Genomic DNA, 16599 nt, shown 5'->3' with positions numbered 1-16599 from the left:
CTCCCGTCGCCTTGTGGGATGGCGTAAGGCGGTTACCGACTGTGCGGCGCGTGTTTATCAGGAGCCTGAAACGGGATGTCACACCAAAAACGCCGACTCGTTTGAAATCCTATGCACATCTGCGAGACGTGAGCCGACTTGCGCTCCAGACTCGGGCCGTTTCAAGCTCGTGCCTGCTTACGGGCAGCAAGACGAAGGAGATTGGGTATCTCGATGGGAGCGTGCAAATCTGGAAATAGGCAGTGCGTGCTGCCAGATTGACGGCGCGGTACGCACGATAGGCAACGTCATTTGCGCGTGGTTGCCGTTATGCGGTTGTTTAACTTCAACGGTGCGTAGTTTCCATCCGCTGACCGTCACGGGTCGGGGCGTAGGCTGGCGTAAGAATGGATCACGCGCAGCGCGTCGAGCGTATTCTATGAAGCTTCTTGCCGAATTCGTCGGTAGGCCGTGAGGGTCCCATGGATACGACAGAGCGGATCATCAAGTGGCGCGATCAGCGGCATGCAGACGGTGTCGGCAGCGAACCTCGCAATCCGCTGCCCGCGGTGTGCGACGTATCGGTGACGAACGTTTGCAACGCCGCATGCGACTTCTGCGGGTTCTCTCGCGAGAAAAATCTGGCGGGGCCACGTCGCTATCTCGACCCTGATGAGTTCGCGCGCGCACTGCCGATCCTGCGCAGACGCCGGATTCGTTACATGACGCTGCAGGGAGGCGAGCCGCTGGTTCATCCCGAGATCGCATCGCTCGTGGCTTCGGCCACCAAGGCCGGCATGCAGTGCGGCGTGATCACGAACGGCTGGTTTCTTCCCCGCTACATCAAGCCACTGGCGGCCGCCGGCCTCAGGCGTCTGCTCATTTCCATCGATAGCGCGGACATGCGCGAGCATGAGCGCAATCGCGGTCTGCGCGGTCTCGAGGCCCGCATCCGCGAGGGCATCACTCAGGCCCATAGCTTCGGCATCGAGGTCTGCGCATCGATTACGGTGAGCCGACTGGTCCGTTACGAGTTGCTTCCCGAGACGCTCAACCGGCTCGGCTTCGATGCCGTCGTTTTTTCCTATCCACGGCGCGAGGCGTTTGGATCTACATCGCTTGTTTACGACGAAGAATCGAAACTCGTCGACCTGAACACCGACGAACTACTCGAAGCGTTGAGCGCAATCGCGCGCCTCAAGAAGCATTTCCGTGTCATGGACCCGAGCGCTGCGCTGGCCGAGGTCGCGCGTTTCGTGCGCGGCGAACAGCAACTGGTTCCATGCATCGGTGGCAGCAAGTACTTTTATATCGACTGGAACCTCGATGTTTGGCGTTGCGAGGCGTGGCCTGAGCCGATGGGCTCCGTCTTCGACCTCGACCGCCTGCCCGATCAACGGCAACCCTGCAATGACTGCATGATGGGATGCTACCGGCATGCCAGCATTCTGATGCACGGTGCCGTCGCCGTGACCGACTCGGTGTACGCGCTGGGCAAGGGGCAGCTTCGGGCTGCTGTCGGCTTGTTGTTCCAGCGCAGCGTTGCGTATTCGCTGTGGGCGCTTTCAGTCGAAGAGTTACCTCGGGCGGCGCTCATCTCGTTCGCAAGACGGACTGGCCAACGCCGTTCCACGCCGCAAGCTGAATGAGCTCGATTTCCGCGACTGAGGTCCCCGGGGGAGACTGCTGCTCCCCATTCGAACGCCCGTCCGCGTTACTCGACCGGCGCAACCGCGCCTCCCGACAAGGTCTCGACGAGGGCTTTAGATGATTGCGGGCAAGCCGCTTTCACCGCCGAACCCATCGGCTGTGCTCGGCATCGGAAGCGAGAAAACTGTCATTGGACCGATTCCATTGCCTAAGATCAAGTTGCGCGCTCCGTGAGGAAAGCACCGCGGCTCGCGAACGGCTTTATTGTCGCGCCCCCTTTTTCCGCGCGACTTTTCCACAAGGAGGTCACGATGAAATCAGAGGACAAGGGCGACGTGCGCGCTTTCGTGCAAACGGCCGAGCAGGGTGGCGAGCATGTCTGGGTCATCACGCTGGTCGACTTCGCGGCCCGTGAGGTCAAACGCTCGCTCGTTTCGGACGAGACGTATGCGACCTCCGCCGCTGCCAGAGATGCCGGCGAGGCTCATTTGAAGGCACTGGAGCAAGACCGCTAGGTCCACGCACTGCCGCCTTGTTTTCGCGCGTGGACGTACTAACGTTGGACTATAAGTACACGGTGGTAATGGGGCGGAAGAGGGCAAAGTTCATGGCCAGTACGCAAGGAACAACCGGATCGCCGTTTGCGGTGTCCGTCGAAGCGGGCAGCTATCGCGTCACGCGACCACAAAGCGCAAGCGATGTGATCGGCCTGCTGCAAGCGCGCGATATTCAGATCGTCGATCTGAAATTCACCGACTTGCCCGGACTCTGGCAGCATTTTTCGATCACGCTTCCCGAGGTTCACGACGACCTGTTCAGCGCCGGCATCGGTTTCGATGGTTCATCGATCCGCGGCTTTCAGGAGATCCACGAGTCCGACATGCTGCTGCGGCCTGACCCGGCAACGGCCTTCGTCGACCCGGCTTGCGGCACGCCGACGCTGTCGATCATTTGCGACGTCGTCGATCCCGTGCTGCGGCAGCCGTATTCGCGCGATCCGCGCTACGTGGCGAAAAAGGCGGAGAACTATCTGCGCCAGACGGGCATCGCGACGACGTGTTATTTCGGGCCGGAGCTCGAATTCTTCATCTTCGACTCCATCCGCTTCGGCCAGGATCAGCACTGCGGCTACTACTACGTCGAGTCGGGCGAGGGCGACTGGACCACCGGTCGCGACGAAGGCGCATACGGCGGTGGCAACCTCGGCTACAAGCAGCGCTACAAGGAGGGCTATTTCCCGGTGCCGCCTCATGACACGCTGCAGGAGATCCGCTCGGAAATCGCGCTGACGCTCCAGCAGGCGGGCGTACAGATCGAAGTGCATCACCACGAAGTGGCGACCGCGGGACAGAACGAGATCGACATGCGCTTTGCGACGCTGACCCGGATGGCCGACAACGTGATGATCTACAAGTACGTCTGCAAGAACGTCGCGCGTCGGCACGGCAAGGTCGCAACCTTCATGCCGAAGCCGCTGTTCGCCGACAATGCGAGCGGCATGCATTGTCATCAGAGCCTGTGGAAAGACGAACAGAACCTCTTTTACGACGCGGGCGGCTGGGCGCTGACTTCGGACCTGTGCCGCTGGTACATCGGCGGATTGCTCCAGCACGCACCCGCGCTGATGGCCTTCTGCGCGCCGACGACGAATTCATACAAACGCCTGGTACCCGGATATGAGGCGCCCGTCAATCTGGCGATGTCGCAGCGCAACCGGTCGGCCGCGGCGCGCATTCCGATGTATTCGGATTCGGCGAACGCGCGGCGCGTCGAATTTCGCTGTCCGGACCCGTCGGCCAACGCATATCTTGCTTTCGCCGCGATGCTGATGGCCGGCCTCGACGGCATTGAAAACAAGACCGATCCCGGCGAACCGCTCGACCGCAACATCTACGATCTGCCGCCCGAAGAAGCCCGCAATATACGGCAGGTGCCGGGCTCCCTCGACGCGGCGCTGGCCGCGCTCGAAACCGATAACACGTTCCTGCGCAAAGGCGATGTCTTTACCGACGACGTGATCCAGACCTGGATCGACTACAAGCGCAGCCGCGAGATCGACACCATCAAATTGCGTCCGCATCCATGGGAGTTTTATCTGTACTTCGATATCTAGAAGAACAACGCAGGCGGTGACTCGGTCTTGGTACTAGAGCGCCTCGATGCGAGCGCCTCGCGACTCAATCGTCCGCGAAAAAATGGCCGATGAAAATGCAGCCAGCCGCGAGCGCAGCGCCCAGCGCCGCGACCGTATAAGCGAGCCTGGCACCATGCCACAAGCTATCGAACCATTGATGCAACTGCGCCATCAGTACCGCCGCGTTGCCGCCGATCTGCTGTAGCTCGATCTGATAGCGCGGATCGATCATGCCGTACATCGCGACCGCGCTGTCGGGCGGCGGCACGCTCACGTAGATGAGCACCGCGGCGATCAGGCTGACGACCAGGATCGCCGCGCCGGTGAGATAGAGCCGCTTTTGCAGCGGCGAGCGTTGGTTGGAAGAAGGTGCGTCGTGGTCGTTGCCGTTCATCGTTGCGTGGGTGGGTGCGCTAGCAGCCGTCGTTGGTGGAGCCGAACCGCCAGTATCGCAGAGCGCGGCCTCGGGCGACCCAGACGCGCCCGACCCACCTCAACTCTTCGACGTCAACAATTTGACCCCCGCAATGCCGAACATCACCGCGAGCGAGCCATCGAGCCAGCGCCGGATCGCCGTATAGACGCGGCGTGCGGACGCCGTCGAAAACAGCACCGCGTAGCTGCTGAATACCGTCGCGCCGATCACCATGCAGCCCAGCACGACCGGCGTCACGTGCGCGGCGCCGTGTACCGGCGACATCGCGAGCGACACGATCGACAGCCACACCAGCACCGCTTTCGGATTCGTGAGATGCAGCAAAAGGCCACGCAGATAGAGTCGCCCGAGCGGTTCGTCGACGCGCGCCGCGCTCGCGGCCGGCTTGCCGGCGCTCCACGCCGAGCGTGCGGACTTGAAGCCGAGCCACAGCAGATACAAGCCGCCCGCGATCCGGATCGCGACGAGGCATTCCGAGTAGGCGGCGAGCGCCGCCGACAAGCCGAGCGACGCGAGCAGCGCCCATGAGAACGAGCCCGACACCACGCCGAGCGCGAACACCAGTGCCGCGCGTCGGCCCGCGCTCATCGCGAGCGACATGATCGCGAGATTGCTCGGCCCAGGGCTCGCGGTGCCGACGAAATAGGCGCTGTAGGCGATCAGGACATCGGCGGTGAGCAGAGGGCTAACGATCATGGCGGGCAAATGCAAGGGCGGAGCGCGTGTTCGACAATGCAATGCAACGCGCCACACAGCCGGATGAATGAAGCAACGATTCTGCGCGCCGTCGCGCGCGACTCACAGATACAGTTGCGCGTACGTATGGCAGCACACTCGATGCGAACCCGAAGCGAACCCGAAGCGAACTCGCATCGAATGCGGCGTGCAAAGCGCTCAACCGTGCGCCGCGCTCGCAATACACTCCGCCAACGCATCGGCGACCACCGGCCGGCTATGCCGCGGCCGCAGCACGAGCCCGATCTCGCGCTCGAAGCTCGCATCGCCGAGTTCGAGTGGGACGACGCTCGCTGGCCATTTGCCGAGCCCGGCCGTATTCGGAATCAGCGCGACACCCATGCCGCGCGCGACCAGTTGCACGATCGCCTGCAATTCGTCGAGCTCGACCGCATCGCGCACGCCAAGGCGCGCGCGCCGCAGAAAACGGTCGACGAGCCGTCCGCCGAACGACGCGCGGTCGTAGCGGATGAACGGCTCGCTGCGCAGCAGTTCGCGCCACGAGCGGCCGCCGCGCGCAAGCTGTTTCGGCGCGAGCAGCACGAACGGTTCGGCGACGAGCGTGCGCCATTCGAGTTCCGACGGCAGCGCGAACGGCGGTTTGATGATGACGGCCAGATCGAGCTCGCCCGAGTCGACCTGGCCGAGCAGCCCCAGCGACACGCCCGGCACCACGCGAATCCGCCAGCCGGGACGGTCGTCGCGAAAGCGCGCGAGCGCGTCGGCGAGCAGCGACACCTGCGCGGACGCGATCGCGCCGACCCGCAGCATGCCGCTCTCGGCGGCGCCGCCGCTGCGCTCGGAGAGCCGCGCATAGAGCGTCATCATTTCCTCTGCGAGCGCGAGCGTCTCGCGGCCCGCCTCGTTGAGCGTCGCAGAGCGGCCGGTGCGGTCGAACAGCTGAAAGCCGAGTTCCTGTTCGAGCCGCTGCATCTGCGCGCTGACGGCCGATTGCGTGAGCCCGATGCGCGCGCCCGCGCCGGAGAACGTGCCGTACTGGCTGACGGCGATGAAGGTTTTCAACTCGCTGAGCATGATCGATCAATCGATTTTGGTGATGGTCAGGTCAAATATATATCGTTTCTCAACATTTTTATTCATGATTAAACTTTGCTTCAACTGAACCGGTTGCCAGTCGTGCCAGTCGTAATTCATCCTCACACCCACCCCAGCGAGTCTTCCTATCATGAGCGTTGCCGAAACCGCTTTGCCGCCGTTCCACCTGGCGTTTCCTGTTCATAGCCTCGCCGCCGCGCGCGAGTTCTACGGCGAATTGCTCGGCTGCCCGGAAGGGCGCAGTTCGGACGCATGGGTCGATTTCAATTTCTACGGTCATCAGATCGTCGCGCATCTGGCGCCGGACGAAGTCGGTCACCGTCATACCAGCGCAGTGGATGGCGACGCGGTGCCGGTGCGCCACTTCGGCGCGGTGCTGTCGATGGAGCAATGGCAGGCCGCCGCGGACAAACTGCAGAAGGCCGGCATCGAATTCATCATCGAGCCGCATGTGCGCTTCAAGGGCGAGGTCGGCGAGCAGGCGACGATGTTCTTCCTCGATCCGTCGGGTAATGCGCTCGAGTTCAAGGCGTTCGCCGATATGTCGTCGCTGTTCGCCAAATAAGCGTCGCGGGCGTTGACGCCAGGATACGAATGACTGCAAATGAGGGCCGGTCGACCATTCAGGTTGACCGGCCTATTTTCGTTGAAGGGGATGGCCACTCGGAGCAAACTTGCCCCGTCTTGCGAATCAATCTGAAAGCATGTTTCATATCATTTCGGCCAAAAAACGTGCCGCGTATCAGCAAACGTTTCATTAACTGCGCGTAAATTTATTCAGCAAACGTTTGCTTTGCGGCTAATTCGCAGCTAATTCGGCGAGAGCCCTTCGTCTTCAAAAATGGCGCATTTGCTTTCAACAAGCTTCCTGACGATTTCGCCATTTTCATGCCATGCAGGCGTTGGTACCATCGATCTAGCATAGGCGCAGATTCAATCCCTCCCTCCACCCGCATTTTCTCTGGCCCGTTTCAATGTGGATCGTCAACGTAGCGCTTAAGCGGCCATACACGTTCATCGTGATGGCAATTCTGATCGTGCTGGCGACGCCCTTCGTGCTGTTCACCATGCCCGTCGACGTGCTGCCGGATATCAACATTCCGGTCGTCAGCATCATCTGGACGTATACGGGGCTGTCGGCCGAAGACATGGCCACCCGTATCACGTCGGTCAACGAGCGCAGTCTGACCACGACGGTCAACGACATCGAACATATCGAATCGCAATCGCTCCCCGGCATCGCGATCCTGAAGGTGTTTCTGCAGCCGAACGCGAACATCCAGACGGCGATCGCGCAGACGGTCGCCATCGAGCAGGCGCAATTGAAGCAGATGCCGCCGGGCGCCACCGCGCCGTTGGTCATCAGCTACTCGGCTTCCAGCATTCCAGTCATCCAGCTCGGCCTGTCGAGTCCGAAACTCTCGGAGCAGGATCTCAACGACACCGCGCTGAACTTCCTGCGACCGCAACTGGTGACGATTCCGGGCGCGGCCGTGCCGTATCCGTATGGCGGCAAATCGCGGCTGATCTCGGTCGACCTCGACACGCGCGCGCTGCTGGCCAAGGGCCTGACACCTGCCGACGTGGTCAACGCGTTCAACGCGCAAAACCTGATTCTGCCCACGGGCACGGCCAAGATCGGGCCGAAGGAATACACGATCGACATGAACGGGTCGCCGCCGACGTTGGAAGGTCTCAACGACATTCCGGTGCGCACCGTCAACGGCGCGACGACCTACCTGCGTGAAGTCGCGCATGTGCGCGACGGCTTCTCGCCGCAGACCAACATCGTGCGGCAGAACGGTCATCGCGGCGTGCTGATTTCGGTGCTGAAGAACGGCAACGCGTCGACGCTGTCGATCGTCGATACGTTGAAAGCCATTTTGCCGGCCGCGCGCGCCGCGCTGCCGCCGGATCTGCAGATCACCGCGCTGTTCGACCAGTCGGTGTTCGTGAAGGCGGCAGTGCAGGGCGTGGTGCGCGAAGCGCTGGCCGCCGCCGCGCTGACCGCCGCGATGATCCTGCTGTTTCTCGGCAACTGGCGTAGCACCTGCATCATCGCGATCTCGATTCCGCTGTCCATTCTGTCGTCGCTGATCGTGCTGCACGCGCTCGGGCAGACCATCAACATCATGACGTTGGGCGGCCTCGCGCTCGCGGTCGGCATATTGGTGGACGACGCGACCGTGACGATCGAGAACATCGAGCGGCACCTGCACTTGGGCACGAATCTGCACGATGCGATTCTCGACGGCGCCGGCGAAATCGCAGTGCCGGCGCTCGTCTCGACACTGTGTATCTGTATCGTGTTCGTGCCGATGTTCTTCCTGACCGGCGTCGCGCGCTATCTATTCGTGCCGCTCGCGGAAGCGGTGGTGTTCGCGATGCTCGCTTCGTACATCCTGTCGCGTACGCTCGTGCCGACGCTCGCGATGCTGCTGATGGGCCACGCGCACAAGCCGAAGGCGGGCACGAAGCCGAATCTGTTCATGCGTCTGTATCACCGCTTCGACGCAGGCTTCGAGCGCATGCGTGCGACTTACATCATGATCCTGAGCAGCCTGCTCGTGCGTCGCAAGATGTTCGGCGCGCTGTTCCTCGGTTTCTGCGTGCTGTCGATGGGCCTGTTCTTCACGCTCGGCGAAGACTTTTTCCCGAGCGTCGACGCGGGCGATATCCGCTTGCACATGCGCGCGCCGACCGGCACGCGTATCGAGGAGACCGCGCGGCTTGCCGACGAGGTCGAAAAGGTGATCCGCGAAGTCGTGCCGCCCAGGGAGTTGGGCACGATTCTCGACAACCTCGGCGTACCGTATAGCGGCATCAACCTGTCGTATAGCAATGCGGGCACGATGGGCACGCTCGACGGCGAGATCCAGATTGCGTTGAACGAAGGCCACAAGCCGTCGCAGATCTACATGGACAAGCTGCGCGCGATCCTGCCGCAGCGTTTCCCGGGCGTCGAGTTCTTCTTTCAGCCGGCCGATATCGTCACGCAGATCCTGAACTTCGGCCTGCCTGCCGCGGTGGACGTGCAGATTTCGGGCGCGAATCAGCCGGGCAACCTCGACATCGCGCGCAAGCTGCTGAAGCAGGTGCGACTGATTCCCGGCACCGTCGACACGCATATCCAGCAGAAGCTCGACGAACCGGTGATCGATCTGCACATGGACCGTACCCGCCTGCAACAACTGAACCTGACCGCGAACGACGTCGCGCAGAACGTGCTCGTTTCGCTGTCGGGCAGCTCGCAGACGTCGCCGGGCTTCTGGGTCAACAACAGGAACGGCGTGGAATACAAGGTGGCGGTGCAGACGCCGCAGTACCAGGTGTCTTCGATCGACGAACTGTTGCGCACCCCGGTCTCGGCCACGATGAACGGGCCGACGCAACTGCTCGGCAACCTCGTGCAGATCTCGCCGAAGAGCCAGTTCGCGGAAGTCACGCATTACAACATCCGTCCGGTGATCGATCTGTATGTGAGCGTTGAAAAGCGCGATCTCGGCAGCGTGGCGAATCAGGTCGACAAGATCGTCGACGAGGTGCGCGGCTCGCTGCCACGCGGCAGCACGATCACCGTGCGCGGCCAGGTACAGACGATGCGCAGTTCGTTCTTTGGGCTCGGCATCGGCGTCGCGATGGCGATCGTGCTCGTGTATCTGCTGATCGTCGTGAACTTCCAGTCGTGGGTCGATCCGCTGATCATCGTCAGCGCGTTGCCGGCGGCGCTCGCGGGGATCATGTGGATGCTGTTCCTGACCGGCACCCATCTGAGCGTGCCGGCGCTGACCGGCGCGATCATGACGATGGGCGTCGCGACCGCGAACAGTATTCTGATGGTCGCGTTCGCGCGCCAGCGGCTGTCGGCCGGCGCACCGCCGCTCACGGCCGCGCTCGAAGCCGGCGCGAGCCGGATTCGTCCGGTGCTGATGACCGCGTTCGCGATGATCATCGGCATGATTCCGATGGCGCTCGGTCTCGGCGAAGGCGCCGAGCAGAATGCGCCGCTTGGCCGCGCGGTGATCGGCGGGTTGCTGTTCGCGACCGTATCGACGCTGTTTTTCGTGCCGCTCGTGTTTGCGGGAATTCATTCGTGGCTCGCGCGCCGTCATAAGAACGGCGGCGACGACGACAACGACGGTGGCGACGCTGGCGACGATGGCGGTGGCAGTGGCAGTGGCAGTGGCAGTGGCAGTGGCGGCCATAGTGACACCCCCGCACCGGAACCCAGCAGTGCGGCGACGCCCGCGTAAAAGTTAAACGATGGTTGACTGAGATGACCGAAAAAACTCATGCATCGCTAGCGATCCCCGCGCGGGAAACCGAAGAAGGAGAGCACCGGCTGCCGCCGCGCCATCGCGAATGGAAGCGCGCGAAGATCGCCGTCGTGATCGTGCTCGTGCTGCTCGTGGCAGGCACACTTCGCACCGTGATCGCGAACGTGCTGCAAAACCGCGAAGTCGCGGCGATCGCGCAGCAGAATGCCACGCAGTACGTGAACGTCGTCATGCCGACCCAGACCGAGGGCGGCGGCGACACGCTGCTGCCGGGCACGCTGCGCGGCTATGTCGAGTCGCCGATCTATGCACGCGCGACCGGCTATCTGCTGCACTGGTACGCCGACATCGGCACCCACGTGAAGCAGGGGCAACTGCTCGCCGAGCTCGATACGCCGGAAATCGACCAGGAACTCGCGCAGGCTCTGGCACAGCGTCAGCAGATCAATTCGAGCCTCGCGCTCGCGAAGAGCTCGTTGGACCGTTGGCAGCAGTTGCGCCAGCGTGATGCGGTGTCGCAGCAGGAGCTCGATGAACGGCAAAGCACCTACACGCAGGATCTCGCGAATCTCGCGGCCGCCGATGCGAACGTCAAGCGTCTGCAGCAGCTCGAATCGTTCAAGCGGATCGTCGCGCCGTTTACCGGCGTGGTGACGCAGCGCAACGTCGACGTCGGCGATCTGATCGACGCGGGCAGCGGCACGAGCCGTGCGTTGTTCGCGCTTGCTCAATCGGACCCGTTGCGCGTCTACGTGCAGTTGCCGCAGGCCTACGCGCAGAACGTCGCGGTCGGGCAGAAGGTCGTGGTCACGCAGGCCGAGCTGCCGGGCCAGCAGTTCAACGGCAAGATCACGCATATATCCGGCGCGATCGACGTACCCACGCGCTCGTTGCAGATCGAAGTGACGCTGCCGAATCCCGACGACAAGCTGCGCCCCGGCGCGTACGTGCAGGTCGCGGTGCCGGCCGCCGCGCATGCGCGTCTCACGGTGCCCGGCAACGCGCTGCTGTTTCGCGCGGAGGGTCCGCGCCTCGCGGTCGTCGATGCAAAGGGCAACGTGAGCCTGCGCAAGGTCGTGATCGCGGTGGACCTCGGACAGCAGCTCGAAATCGAAAGCGGTATCTCGCCGAGCGATCGCATCATCGTCAACCCGAGCGATTCGATTGCCGATGGCGATCACGTGCAGGTGCAGCCGCTGCAGAAGAACGGCAAGGGGGCGTCGTGACGTTCGCGGCTTCACGCCAGGCGCGTACGCGTGGCACTGTCTTCACCGCGCTGAGCGCGTGCGCCGGCGCGGCGCTGCTCGCCGCGTGCACGGTCGGCCCGGACTATCAGCGGCCGCAGGCCGAGGTGCCGCCCGAATGGCACACCGATTCGTTCTGGCGCGTCGCCGCGCCGTCGCATGCGCCGATCGCGCCGGACTGGTGGACGGGCTTCGCCGACCCGACGCTCGCGACGCTCGAAACCCAGGCACTCGCGCAGAACCAGACGCTCGCCGCGGCGAGCGCGCACTACGAGCAGGCGAAGGCGACGCTCGCGAACACCAGCGCGCAGCGCGTGCCGGAAGTCGATTTCAACGCACAGGCCTCGCGCTTCCGTATTTCGCACGACCGGCCGCTGACGAACTACGCGACGCCGACCGAATCGACGGTGCAGAACAACCTCCAGCTCGGGCCGACGATCAGCTACGACACCGATCTGTTCGGCCGCATCCGTCGTCAGGTCGAGGGCGCGCAGGCGTCGGCCGAACAGTCGGCGGACGATCTCGCGAACGCGCGCCTCGTGCTGACGACCGACCTCGCCACCGACTACTTCTCGCTGCGTGAGCTCGACCGCGAGATCGACGTGCTGAACCAGTCGGTGAAGCTGCAGCAGAAAGCGCTCGACTACGTGAACACCGAGCACGATCTCGGTTCGGTATCGGGCCTCGACGTGCTGCAGCAGAAATCGCAGCTCGATTCGACGCGCGTGCAGGCGCAACTGCTGCTCAATCAGCGCGCGCAGTTCGAGCATGCGATCGCCGCGCTGGTCGGCGTGCCGGCACCGCAGTTCGCGATCGAGCCGAAGGTGCTCGACATCAAGGCGCCGACCGTACCGCTCGGCGTGCCGAGCGACGTGCTGCAAAGGCGTCCCGACGTCGCCTCGGCGGAACGTGCGATGGCGGCGGCCAACGCGCAGATCGGCGTGGCCAAGGCGGCGTTCTTCCCGAGCCTCACGCTGACGCCGGGCATCGGCTGGGAGAGCACCGAGTTCGCCAATCTGCTGAGCGCGCCGACGCTGATGTGGACGCTCGGCGCGACGGTCGGTCAAGTGATCTTCGACGGCGGCCGGCGCGCGGCCAACGTCCAGTACGCGAGCGCGGGCTACAAGGCGACCGAGGCGAATTATCGGCAGACCGTGCTGAGCGCGTTCCAGCAGGTACAGGACGGCATCACAGGACTGTCGGTGCTCGACGGCGCGGCGAAGCAGTCGCGCGAGGCGGTCGAGGACGCGCAGCGGCTGCTGTCGCTCGCGAACGATCGCTATTCGGGCGGCCTCGTCGCGTATCTGAACGTGATCGACGCGCAGGAGTCGCTGCTGACCAGCGAGCGCACGGACGTGCAGATTCACGGCCAGCAGTTGACGCTGTCGGTGGCGCTCGTGAAGGCGCTCGGCGGCGGCTGGGAGGGCGGCGCGCAAGGTGGCGCAATGGCCGGGAACGAGGCTACCCGTACGAACGGGACAGCGAACGTCGCCAGTGCTACGGCATCGCCGCAGCAAGCGCCAGCCGGCGGCGCGCAGCAGAAGGAGATGCCGGCTCCTGCACACTGAATCGCCCCGGCCGAGCTTCCATGCCGAGGGAGTGGGATCGGCGCGAGGCATCAGGGGCGTTTCGTATAATGGACAGTTGACCGCCACAAGTGGCATGGGACCGGAGTAAGTGCTGGAGCACTAACTCCGGTCGACAGGGGACGCGGATGAAATTGCTGATCGTTGAAGACGAGCACAAGGTGGTGGACTACCTGCGCTCCGGTTTGACAGAGCAGGGCTGGGTCGTCGATGTCGCGCTCGACGGCGAGGAAGGCATGCATCTGGCCACCGAATTCGATTACGACGTGATCGTCCTCGACGTAATGCTGCCTAAGCGCGACGGCTTCAGCGTGCTGAAGGCGCTGCGCATGCGCAAGTCGACGCCGGTCATCATGCTGACCGCGCGCGATCACGTGAACGACCGCGTGCGCGGCCTGCGCGAAGGCGCGGACGACTACCTGACCAAACCGTTCTCGTTCCTCGAACTGGTCGAGCGTCTGCATGCGCTCGCGCGCCGCACGCGTTCGCAGGAATCCACGTTGATTTCCGTCGGCGATCTGTTCGTCGATCTGATCGGCCGCCGCGCGACGCGCGACGGCGTACGCCTCGACCTGACCGCCAAAGAGTTTCAACTGCTCAGCGTGCTCGCGCGCCGTCAGGGCGACATTCTGTCGAAGACCGCGATCACCGAACTCGTGTGGGACGTCAACTTCGACAGCCACACGAACGTCGTCGAAACCGCGATCAAGCGGCTGCGCGCGAAGCTCGACGGCCCGTTCCCGTCGAAGCTGCTGCACACGGTGCGCGGCATGGGCTACGTGCTCGAAGTGCGCGAAGAGGCCGAGACATCATGAACCGTTCGATTGCCCGCCGTCTCGCGTCGATGTTCGCGCTGGTCGCGCTGTTCGTGTTTACGCTCGTCGGCACGGGGCTCTTTCTGGTGCTGCGCACGCAGCTCGAACATCATCTGCGCGAGTCGCTCGACGATCGCACGCAGATCGCGCGCATCATCGTCTATCACGCGGTGACGCCCGAAAAATGGCGGATGTGCCGCGAAAAACTCACCGACATGACGCCGCACGACGGCAGCACCGTGTACTCGGTGACGAGCGCGGACCCGAGCTATCACTTCGGCACGCCGGTGCAGGGCACTGTCACGAAGAGCTGGCCGGGCGGCTATGCGCGCATCGCGCCGGCGGGCGGCGGCCCCGACATGCTGACCTCGACGGTGACCTTGCCCGCCAACGCCGCGCGGCCGCCGGTGCAGTTGCAGGTCGCCTCGAGCTATTCACCGAACCTGCGCACGATGCGCGTGTTCGGCTCGGCGCTCGCGGCGCTGTCCGCGCTCGGCAGTCTCGCGGTGCTGCTGCTCAGCTACTCGGTCACGCGCATCGGTCTCGCACCGCTCACGCGTCTGACGCGCGACGCATCGGCGGTCAGCCCGAACAACCGCTCGCAGCGGCTCAATACGGCGTCGCTGCCGCTCGAACTGAACGACCTCGCGAACTCGTTCAACGGCGCGCTCGAACGGCTCGACGGCGCCTACGGCCGGCTCGAATCGTTCAACGCGGACGTCGCGCATGAACTGCGCACGCCGGTCACGATCCTGATCGGCCAGACCGAGGTCGCGCTGACCCGCAACCGCTCGGTCGACGATCTGCGCCACACGCTGCAATCGAATCTCGAAGAATTCGAGCGGATGCGCACGATCATCAACGACATGCTGTTCCTCGCGCGCGCCGATCAGGGCGAACGCGCGACGGGGCTCGTCGAGGTGTCGCTCGCGGCGGAACTCGCGCATACGCTCGAGTTTCTGGAGATTCCGCTCGAAGAGGCGCACGTGCATGCGCAGTTGCACGGCGATGCGTTCGCGCGCGTGAACCGGTCGCTATTCGGCCGCGCGTGCACGAACCTGCTGATGAACGCGATCCAGCATTGCGAGCCGGGCGCGTCGATCAGCGTGACGATCGCGCGCGGGAAAGGACCGATGCGCGACCAGGTGCGCGTCGCCGTGGCAAATCCTGGCGAGCCGATCGCGCCGGACGTCCTCGAACATCTGTTCGACCGTTTCTATCGCGCGGAAGTCTCGCGCACCAATAGCCGCGAAAACCACGGGCTCGGGCTCGCGATCGTGAAGGCGATCGCGGAGATGCATCGCGGCACCGTGTCCGCGCACAGCGCCAACGGCATCAACACGTTCTCGTTTTCGGTGGCGGCGTCGGCGCTGTCCACGTCAGGCGACGTGCCGGCCATGCGTGCGAACGCGACCGGCGTCGCCGGCGACAGCGCCTATTCGTCGCTCGCGAAAGGCAAGTCGGCCTGAACCGGCAGGCGCGGCTTCAGCGCCTGTTCGCTGGCCGACGTCAGCGTGCTGATGCGCACGCCCAATAGCCGCAGCTTGCGGTTCAACTCCACGCGTCGCAAACATTCGGTCGCCGCGCGGCGGATTTCGGTCGCGTCGGCGGTCGGTTCGTCGAGCGTCAGGTCGCGCGTGACGGTGTGGAAGTCGTCGTAACGCAGCTTGATGCCGATCGTGCGGCCCACGTAACCCTTGCGCACGAGATCGTCGGCGACACGCACGCACAGCCCCGTAAACGCGCTCGATAACGCCGGTCGATCGTGGCGCGGATGCAGATCGCGCTCGAACGTGGTCTCGCGGCTGATCGACTTCGGCTCCGATTCGACCACCAAGGGCCGCTCGTCGTGACCCTGCGCGACCTGCATCAGCCAGGCGGAATAGCTGCGCCCGAAGTTGTCCTGCAACAACCCGGCGTCGGCGGCGGCCAGATCGCCGACCGTCGCGAGGCCGAGTGTGGTCAGCTTCTGCGCGGCCTTCGGGCCGATGCCGTTGACCTTGCGTACCTGCAGCGGCCACACGCGCAGCGGTATATCGGCCGGCGTGAGGATCGTCAGGCCGTCAGGCTTGTCGAGTTCGGAGCCGATCTTCGCGAGCAGTTTGTTCGGCGCGACGCAGATCGAACACGTGAGACCGGTGGCCTGATGAACGGCGTCCTTGATGCGCCGGCCGATGTCGGCCGGTTCGCCCGCCAGGTCGGTCAGGTCGATATAGATCTCGTCGATGCCGCGATCCTCGATGCGGTCCGTGAACGTCCTGACGGCGGCCTTGAAAAGACGCGAGTAGTGGCGGTATGAATCGAAGTCGGTCGGCAGCAGGATCGCGTCGGGCGCGAGCGCGGCGGCCTTCATCATGCCCATCGCCGAAAATACGCCGAGCGCGCGCGCCTCGTAGGTCGAGGTGGTCACGACGCCGCGGCCCGCGTAATCACGCAGCTTCGCGAAGCGCCTGCTGCCGTCTTCGAGCACCTGCGGCGCGCTGTTGCGCCCGCCGCCGATCACCACCGCGCGCCCGCGCAACTCCGGATAGCGCAGCAGTTCGACGGACGCGTAAAACGCGTCCATGTCGAGGTGCGCGATGCGGCGGGTTGGCGAATTCATGGGAGTTGAAGCGGGCGATGGCAATAAACGAAAGCGGTGACGGCGCGCGTCGCGACGCCGCCAGCCCGTAATGGTACCTTGCCGC

The 16599-nt window shown here is 64.0% G+C and carries 13 protein-coding genes; 9 read left to right on the top strand and 4 right to left on the bottom strand.

The features are described 5' to 3' along the window. Positions 1-461: 461 nt before the first annotated feature. The 3 genes from OKW37_RS32795 (at position 462) to glnA (ending at position 3742) form a co-directional block, all read left to right on the top strand. The gene (locus tag OKW37_RS32795) at positions 462-1628 is read left to right on the top strand and encodes a radical SAM protein (RefSeq protein ID WP_429403408.1); all 1167 of its coding nucleotides are present in this window, start codon (positions 462-464) and stop codon (positions 1626-1628) included. Positions 1629-1940: 312 nt separating this feature from the next. Then, the gene (locus OKW37_RS32790) at positions 1941-2144 is read left to right on the top strand and encodes a hypothetical protein (RefSeq protein ID WP_018424860.1); all 204 of its coding nucleotides are present in this window, start codon (positions 1941-1943) and stop codon (positions 2142-2144) included. A gap of 92 nt (positions 2145-2236) precedes the next feature. Further along, on the top strand, positions 2237-3742 hold the full coding sequence (gene glnA, locus OKW37_RS32785; protein WP_429403407.1) for a type I glutamate--ammonia ligase: 1506 nt from the start codon (positions 2237-2239) through the stop codon (positions 3740-3742). A gap of 64 nt (positions 3743-3806) precedes the next feature. Here glnA and OKW37_RS32780 read toward each other — a convergent pair whose 3' ends face one another. The 3 genes from OKW37_RS32780 to OKW37_RS32770 form a co-directional block, all read right to left on the bottom strand. Further along, a complete protein-coding gene (locus OKW37_RS32780) occupies positions 3807-4157 on the bottom strand; it encodes a hypothetical protein (RefSeq protein ID WP_184065320.1) in 351 nt (116 codons plus the stop codon). Between the two features lie 99 nt (positions 4158-4256). Then, the gene (locus OKW37_RS32775) at positions 4257-4895 is read right to left on the bottom strand and encodes a LysE family translocator (RefSeq protein ID WP_429403406.1); all 639 of its coding nucleotides are present in this window, start codon (positions 4893-4895) and stop codon (positions 4257-4259) included. 198 nt (positions 4896-5093) lie between these two features. Next, entirely contained in the window at positions 5094-5969 is an 876-nt protein-coding gene (locus OKW37_RS32770) for a LysR family transcriptional regulator (RefSeq protein ID WP_184065314.1), read from the bottom strand. Positions 5970-6120: 151 nt separating this feature from the next. Between OKW37_RS32770 and OKW37_RS32765 the strand changes: the two genes are divergently transcribed. The 6 genes from OKW37_RS32765 (at position 6121) to OKW37_RS32740 (ending at position 15381) form a co-directional block, all read left to right on the top strand. Continuing rightward, the gene (locus tag OKW37_RS32765; RefSeq protein WP_008918388.1) at positions 6121-6555 is read left to right on the top strand and encodes a VOC family protein; all 435 of its coding nucleotides are present in this window, start codon (positions 6121-6123) and stop codon (positions 6553-6555) included. 409 nt (positions 6556-6964) lie between these two features. After that, positions 6965-10243, top strand: coding sequence for an efflux RND transporter permease subunit (locus OKW37_RS32760; protein WP_429403405.1), 3279 nt, complete (start codon positions 6965-6967; stop codon positions 10241-10243). 23 nt (positions 10244-10266) lie between these two features. Continuing rightward, entirely contained in the window at positions 10267-11493 is a 1227-nt protein-coding gene (locus OKW37_RS32755; RefSeq protein ID WP_429354071.1) for an efflux RND transporter periplasmic adaptor subunit, read from the top strand. 50 nt (positions 11494-11543) lie between these two features. Further along, entirely contained in the window at positions 11544-13079 is a 1536-nt protein-coding gene (locus OKW37_RS32750; protein ID WP_429404350.1) for an efflux transporter outer membrane subunit, read from the top strand. 146 nt (positions 13080-13225) lie between these two features. Next, a complete protein-coding gene (locus tag OKW37_RS32745) occupies positions 13226-13912 on the top strand; it encodes a heavy metal response regulator transcription factor (protein WP_018424874.1) in 687 nt (228 codons plus the stop codon). After that, the gene (locus tag OKW37_RS32740) at positions 13909-15381 is read left to right on the top strand and encodes a heavy metal sensor histidine kinase (RefSeq protein WP_184065306.1); all 1473 of its coding nucleotides are present in this window, start codon (positions 13909-13911) and stop codon (positions 15379-15381) included. The genes OKW37_RS32745 and OKW37_RS32740 overlap by 4 nt, the downstream gene beginning before the upstream one ends. On the opposite strand, the gene dinB is transcribed toward OKW37_RS32740, so the two are convergent. Further along, positions 15348-16514: a DNA polymerase IV gene (gene dinB, locus OKW37_RS32735; protein WP_184065303.1), complete on the bottom strand. Its 1167-nt coding sequence runs from the start codon at positions 16512-16514 to the stop codon at positions 15348-15350. The two genes, OKW37_RS32740 and dinB, sit on opposite strands and share 34 nt — an antisense overlap. Between the last annotated feature and the right edge of the window lie 85 nt (positions 16515-16599).

It is taken from the genome of Paraburkholderia sp. MM5482-R2 (assembly GCF_050436125.1).
Classification (GTDB): domain Bacteria; phylum Pseudomonadota; class Gammaproteobacteria; order Burkholderiales; family Burkholderiaceae; genus Paraburkholderia; species Paraburkholderia tuberum.
Note: the sequence above shows the minus strand (reverse complement) of the source record. Positions and strands in the feature narration are given on the sequence as shown.

Bases quoted from the DNA above. Each gene is read 5' to 3' on its own strand.
- OKW37_RS32795 (WP_429403408.1), top strand. From the start codon at position 462: ATGGATACGACAGAGCGGATCATCAAGTGGCGCGATCAGCGGCATGCA.
- OKW37_RS32790 (WP_018424860.1), top strand. From the start codon at position 1,941: ATGAAATCAGAGGACAAGGGCGACGTGCGCGCTTTCGTGCAAACGGCC.
- glnA (WP_429403407.1), top strand. From the start codon at position 2,237: ATGGCCAGTACGCAAGGAACAACCGGATCGCCGTTTGCGGTGTCCGTC.
- OKW37_RS32780 (WP_184065320.1), bottom strand. From the start codon at position 4,157: ATGAACGGCAACGACCACGACGCACCTTCTTCCAACCAACGCTCGCCG.
- OKW37_RS32775 (WP_429403406.1), bottom strand. From the start codon at position 4,895: ATGATCGTTAGCCCTCTGCTCACCGCCGATGTCCTGATCGCCTACAGC.
- OKW37_RS32770 (WP_184065314.1), bottom strand. From the start codon at position 5,969: ATGCTCAGCGAGTTGAAAACCTTCATCGCCGTCAGCCAGTACGGCACG.
- OKW37_RS32765 (WP_008918388.1), top strand. From the start codon at position 6,121: ATGAGCGTTGCCGAAACCGCTTTGCCGCCGTTCCACCTGGCGTTTCCT.
- OKW37_RS32760 (WP_429403405.1), top strand. From the start codon at position 6,965: ATGTGGATCGTCAACGTAGCGCTTAAGCGGCCATACACGTTCATCGTG.
- OKW37_RS32755 (WP_429354071.1), top strand. From the start codon at position 10,267: ATGACCGAAAAAACTCATGCATCGCTAGCGATCCCCGCGCGGGAAACC.
- OKW37_RS32745 (WP_018424874.1), top strand. From the start codon at position 13,226: ATGAAATTGCTGATCGTTGAAGACGAGCACAAGGTGGTGGACTACCTG.
- OKW37_RS32740 (WP_184065306.1), top strand. From the start codon at position 13,909: ATGAACCGTTCGATTGCCCGCCGTCTCGCGTCGATGTTCGCGCTGGTC.
- dinB (WP_184065303.1), bottom strand. From the start codon at position 16,514: ATGAATTCGCCAACCCGCCGCATCGCGCACCTCGACATGGACGCGTTT.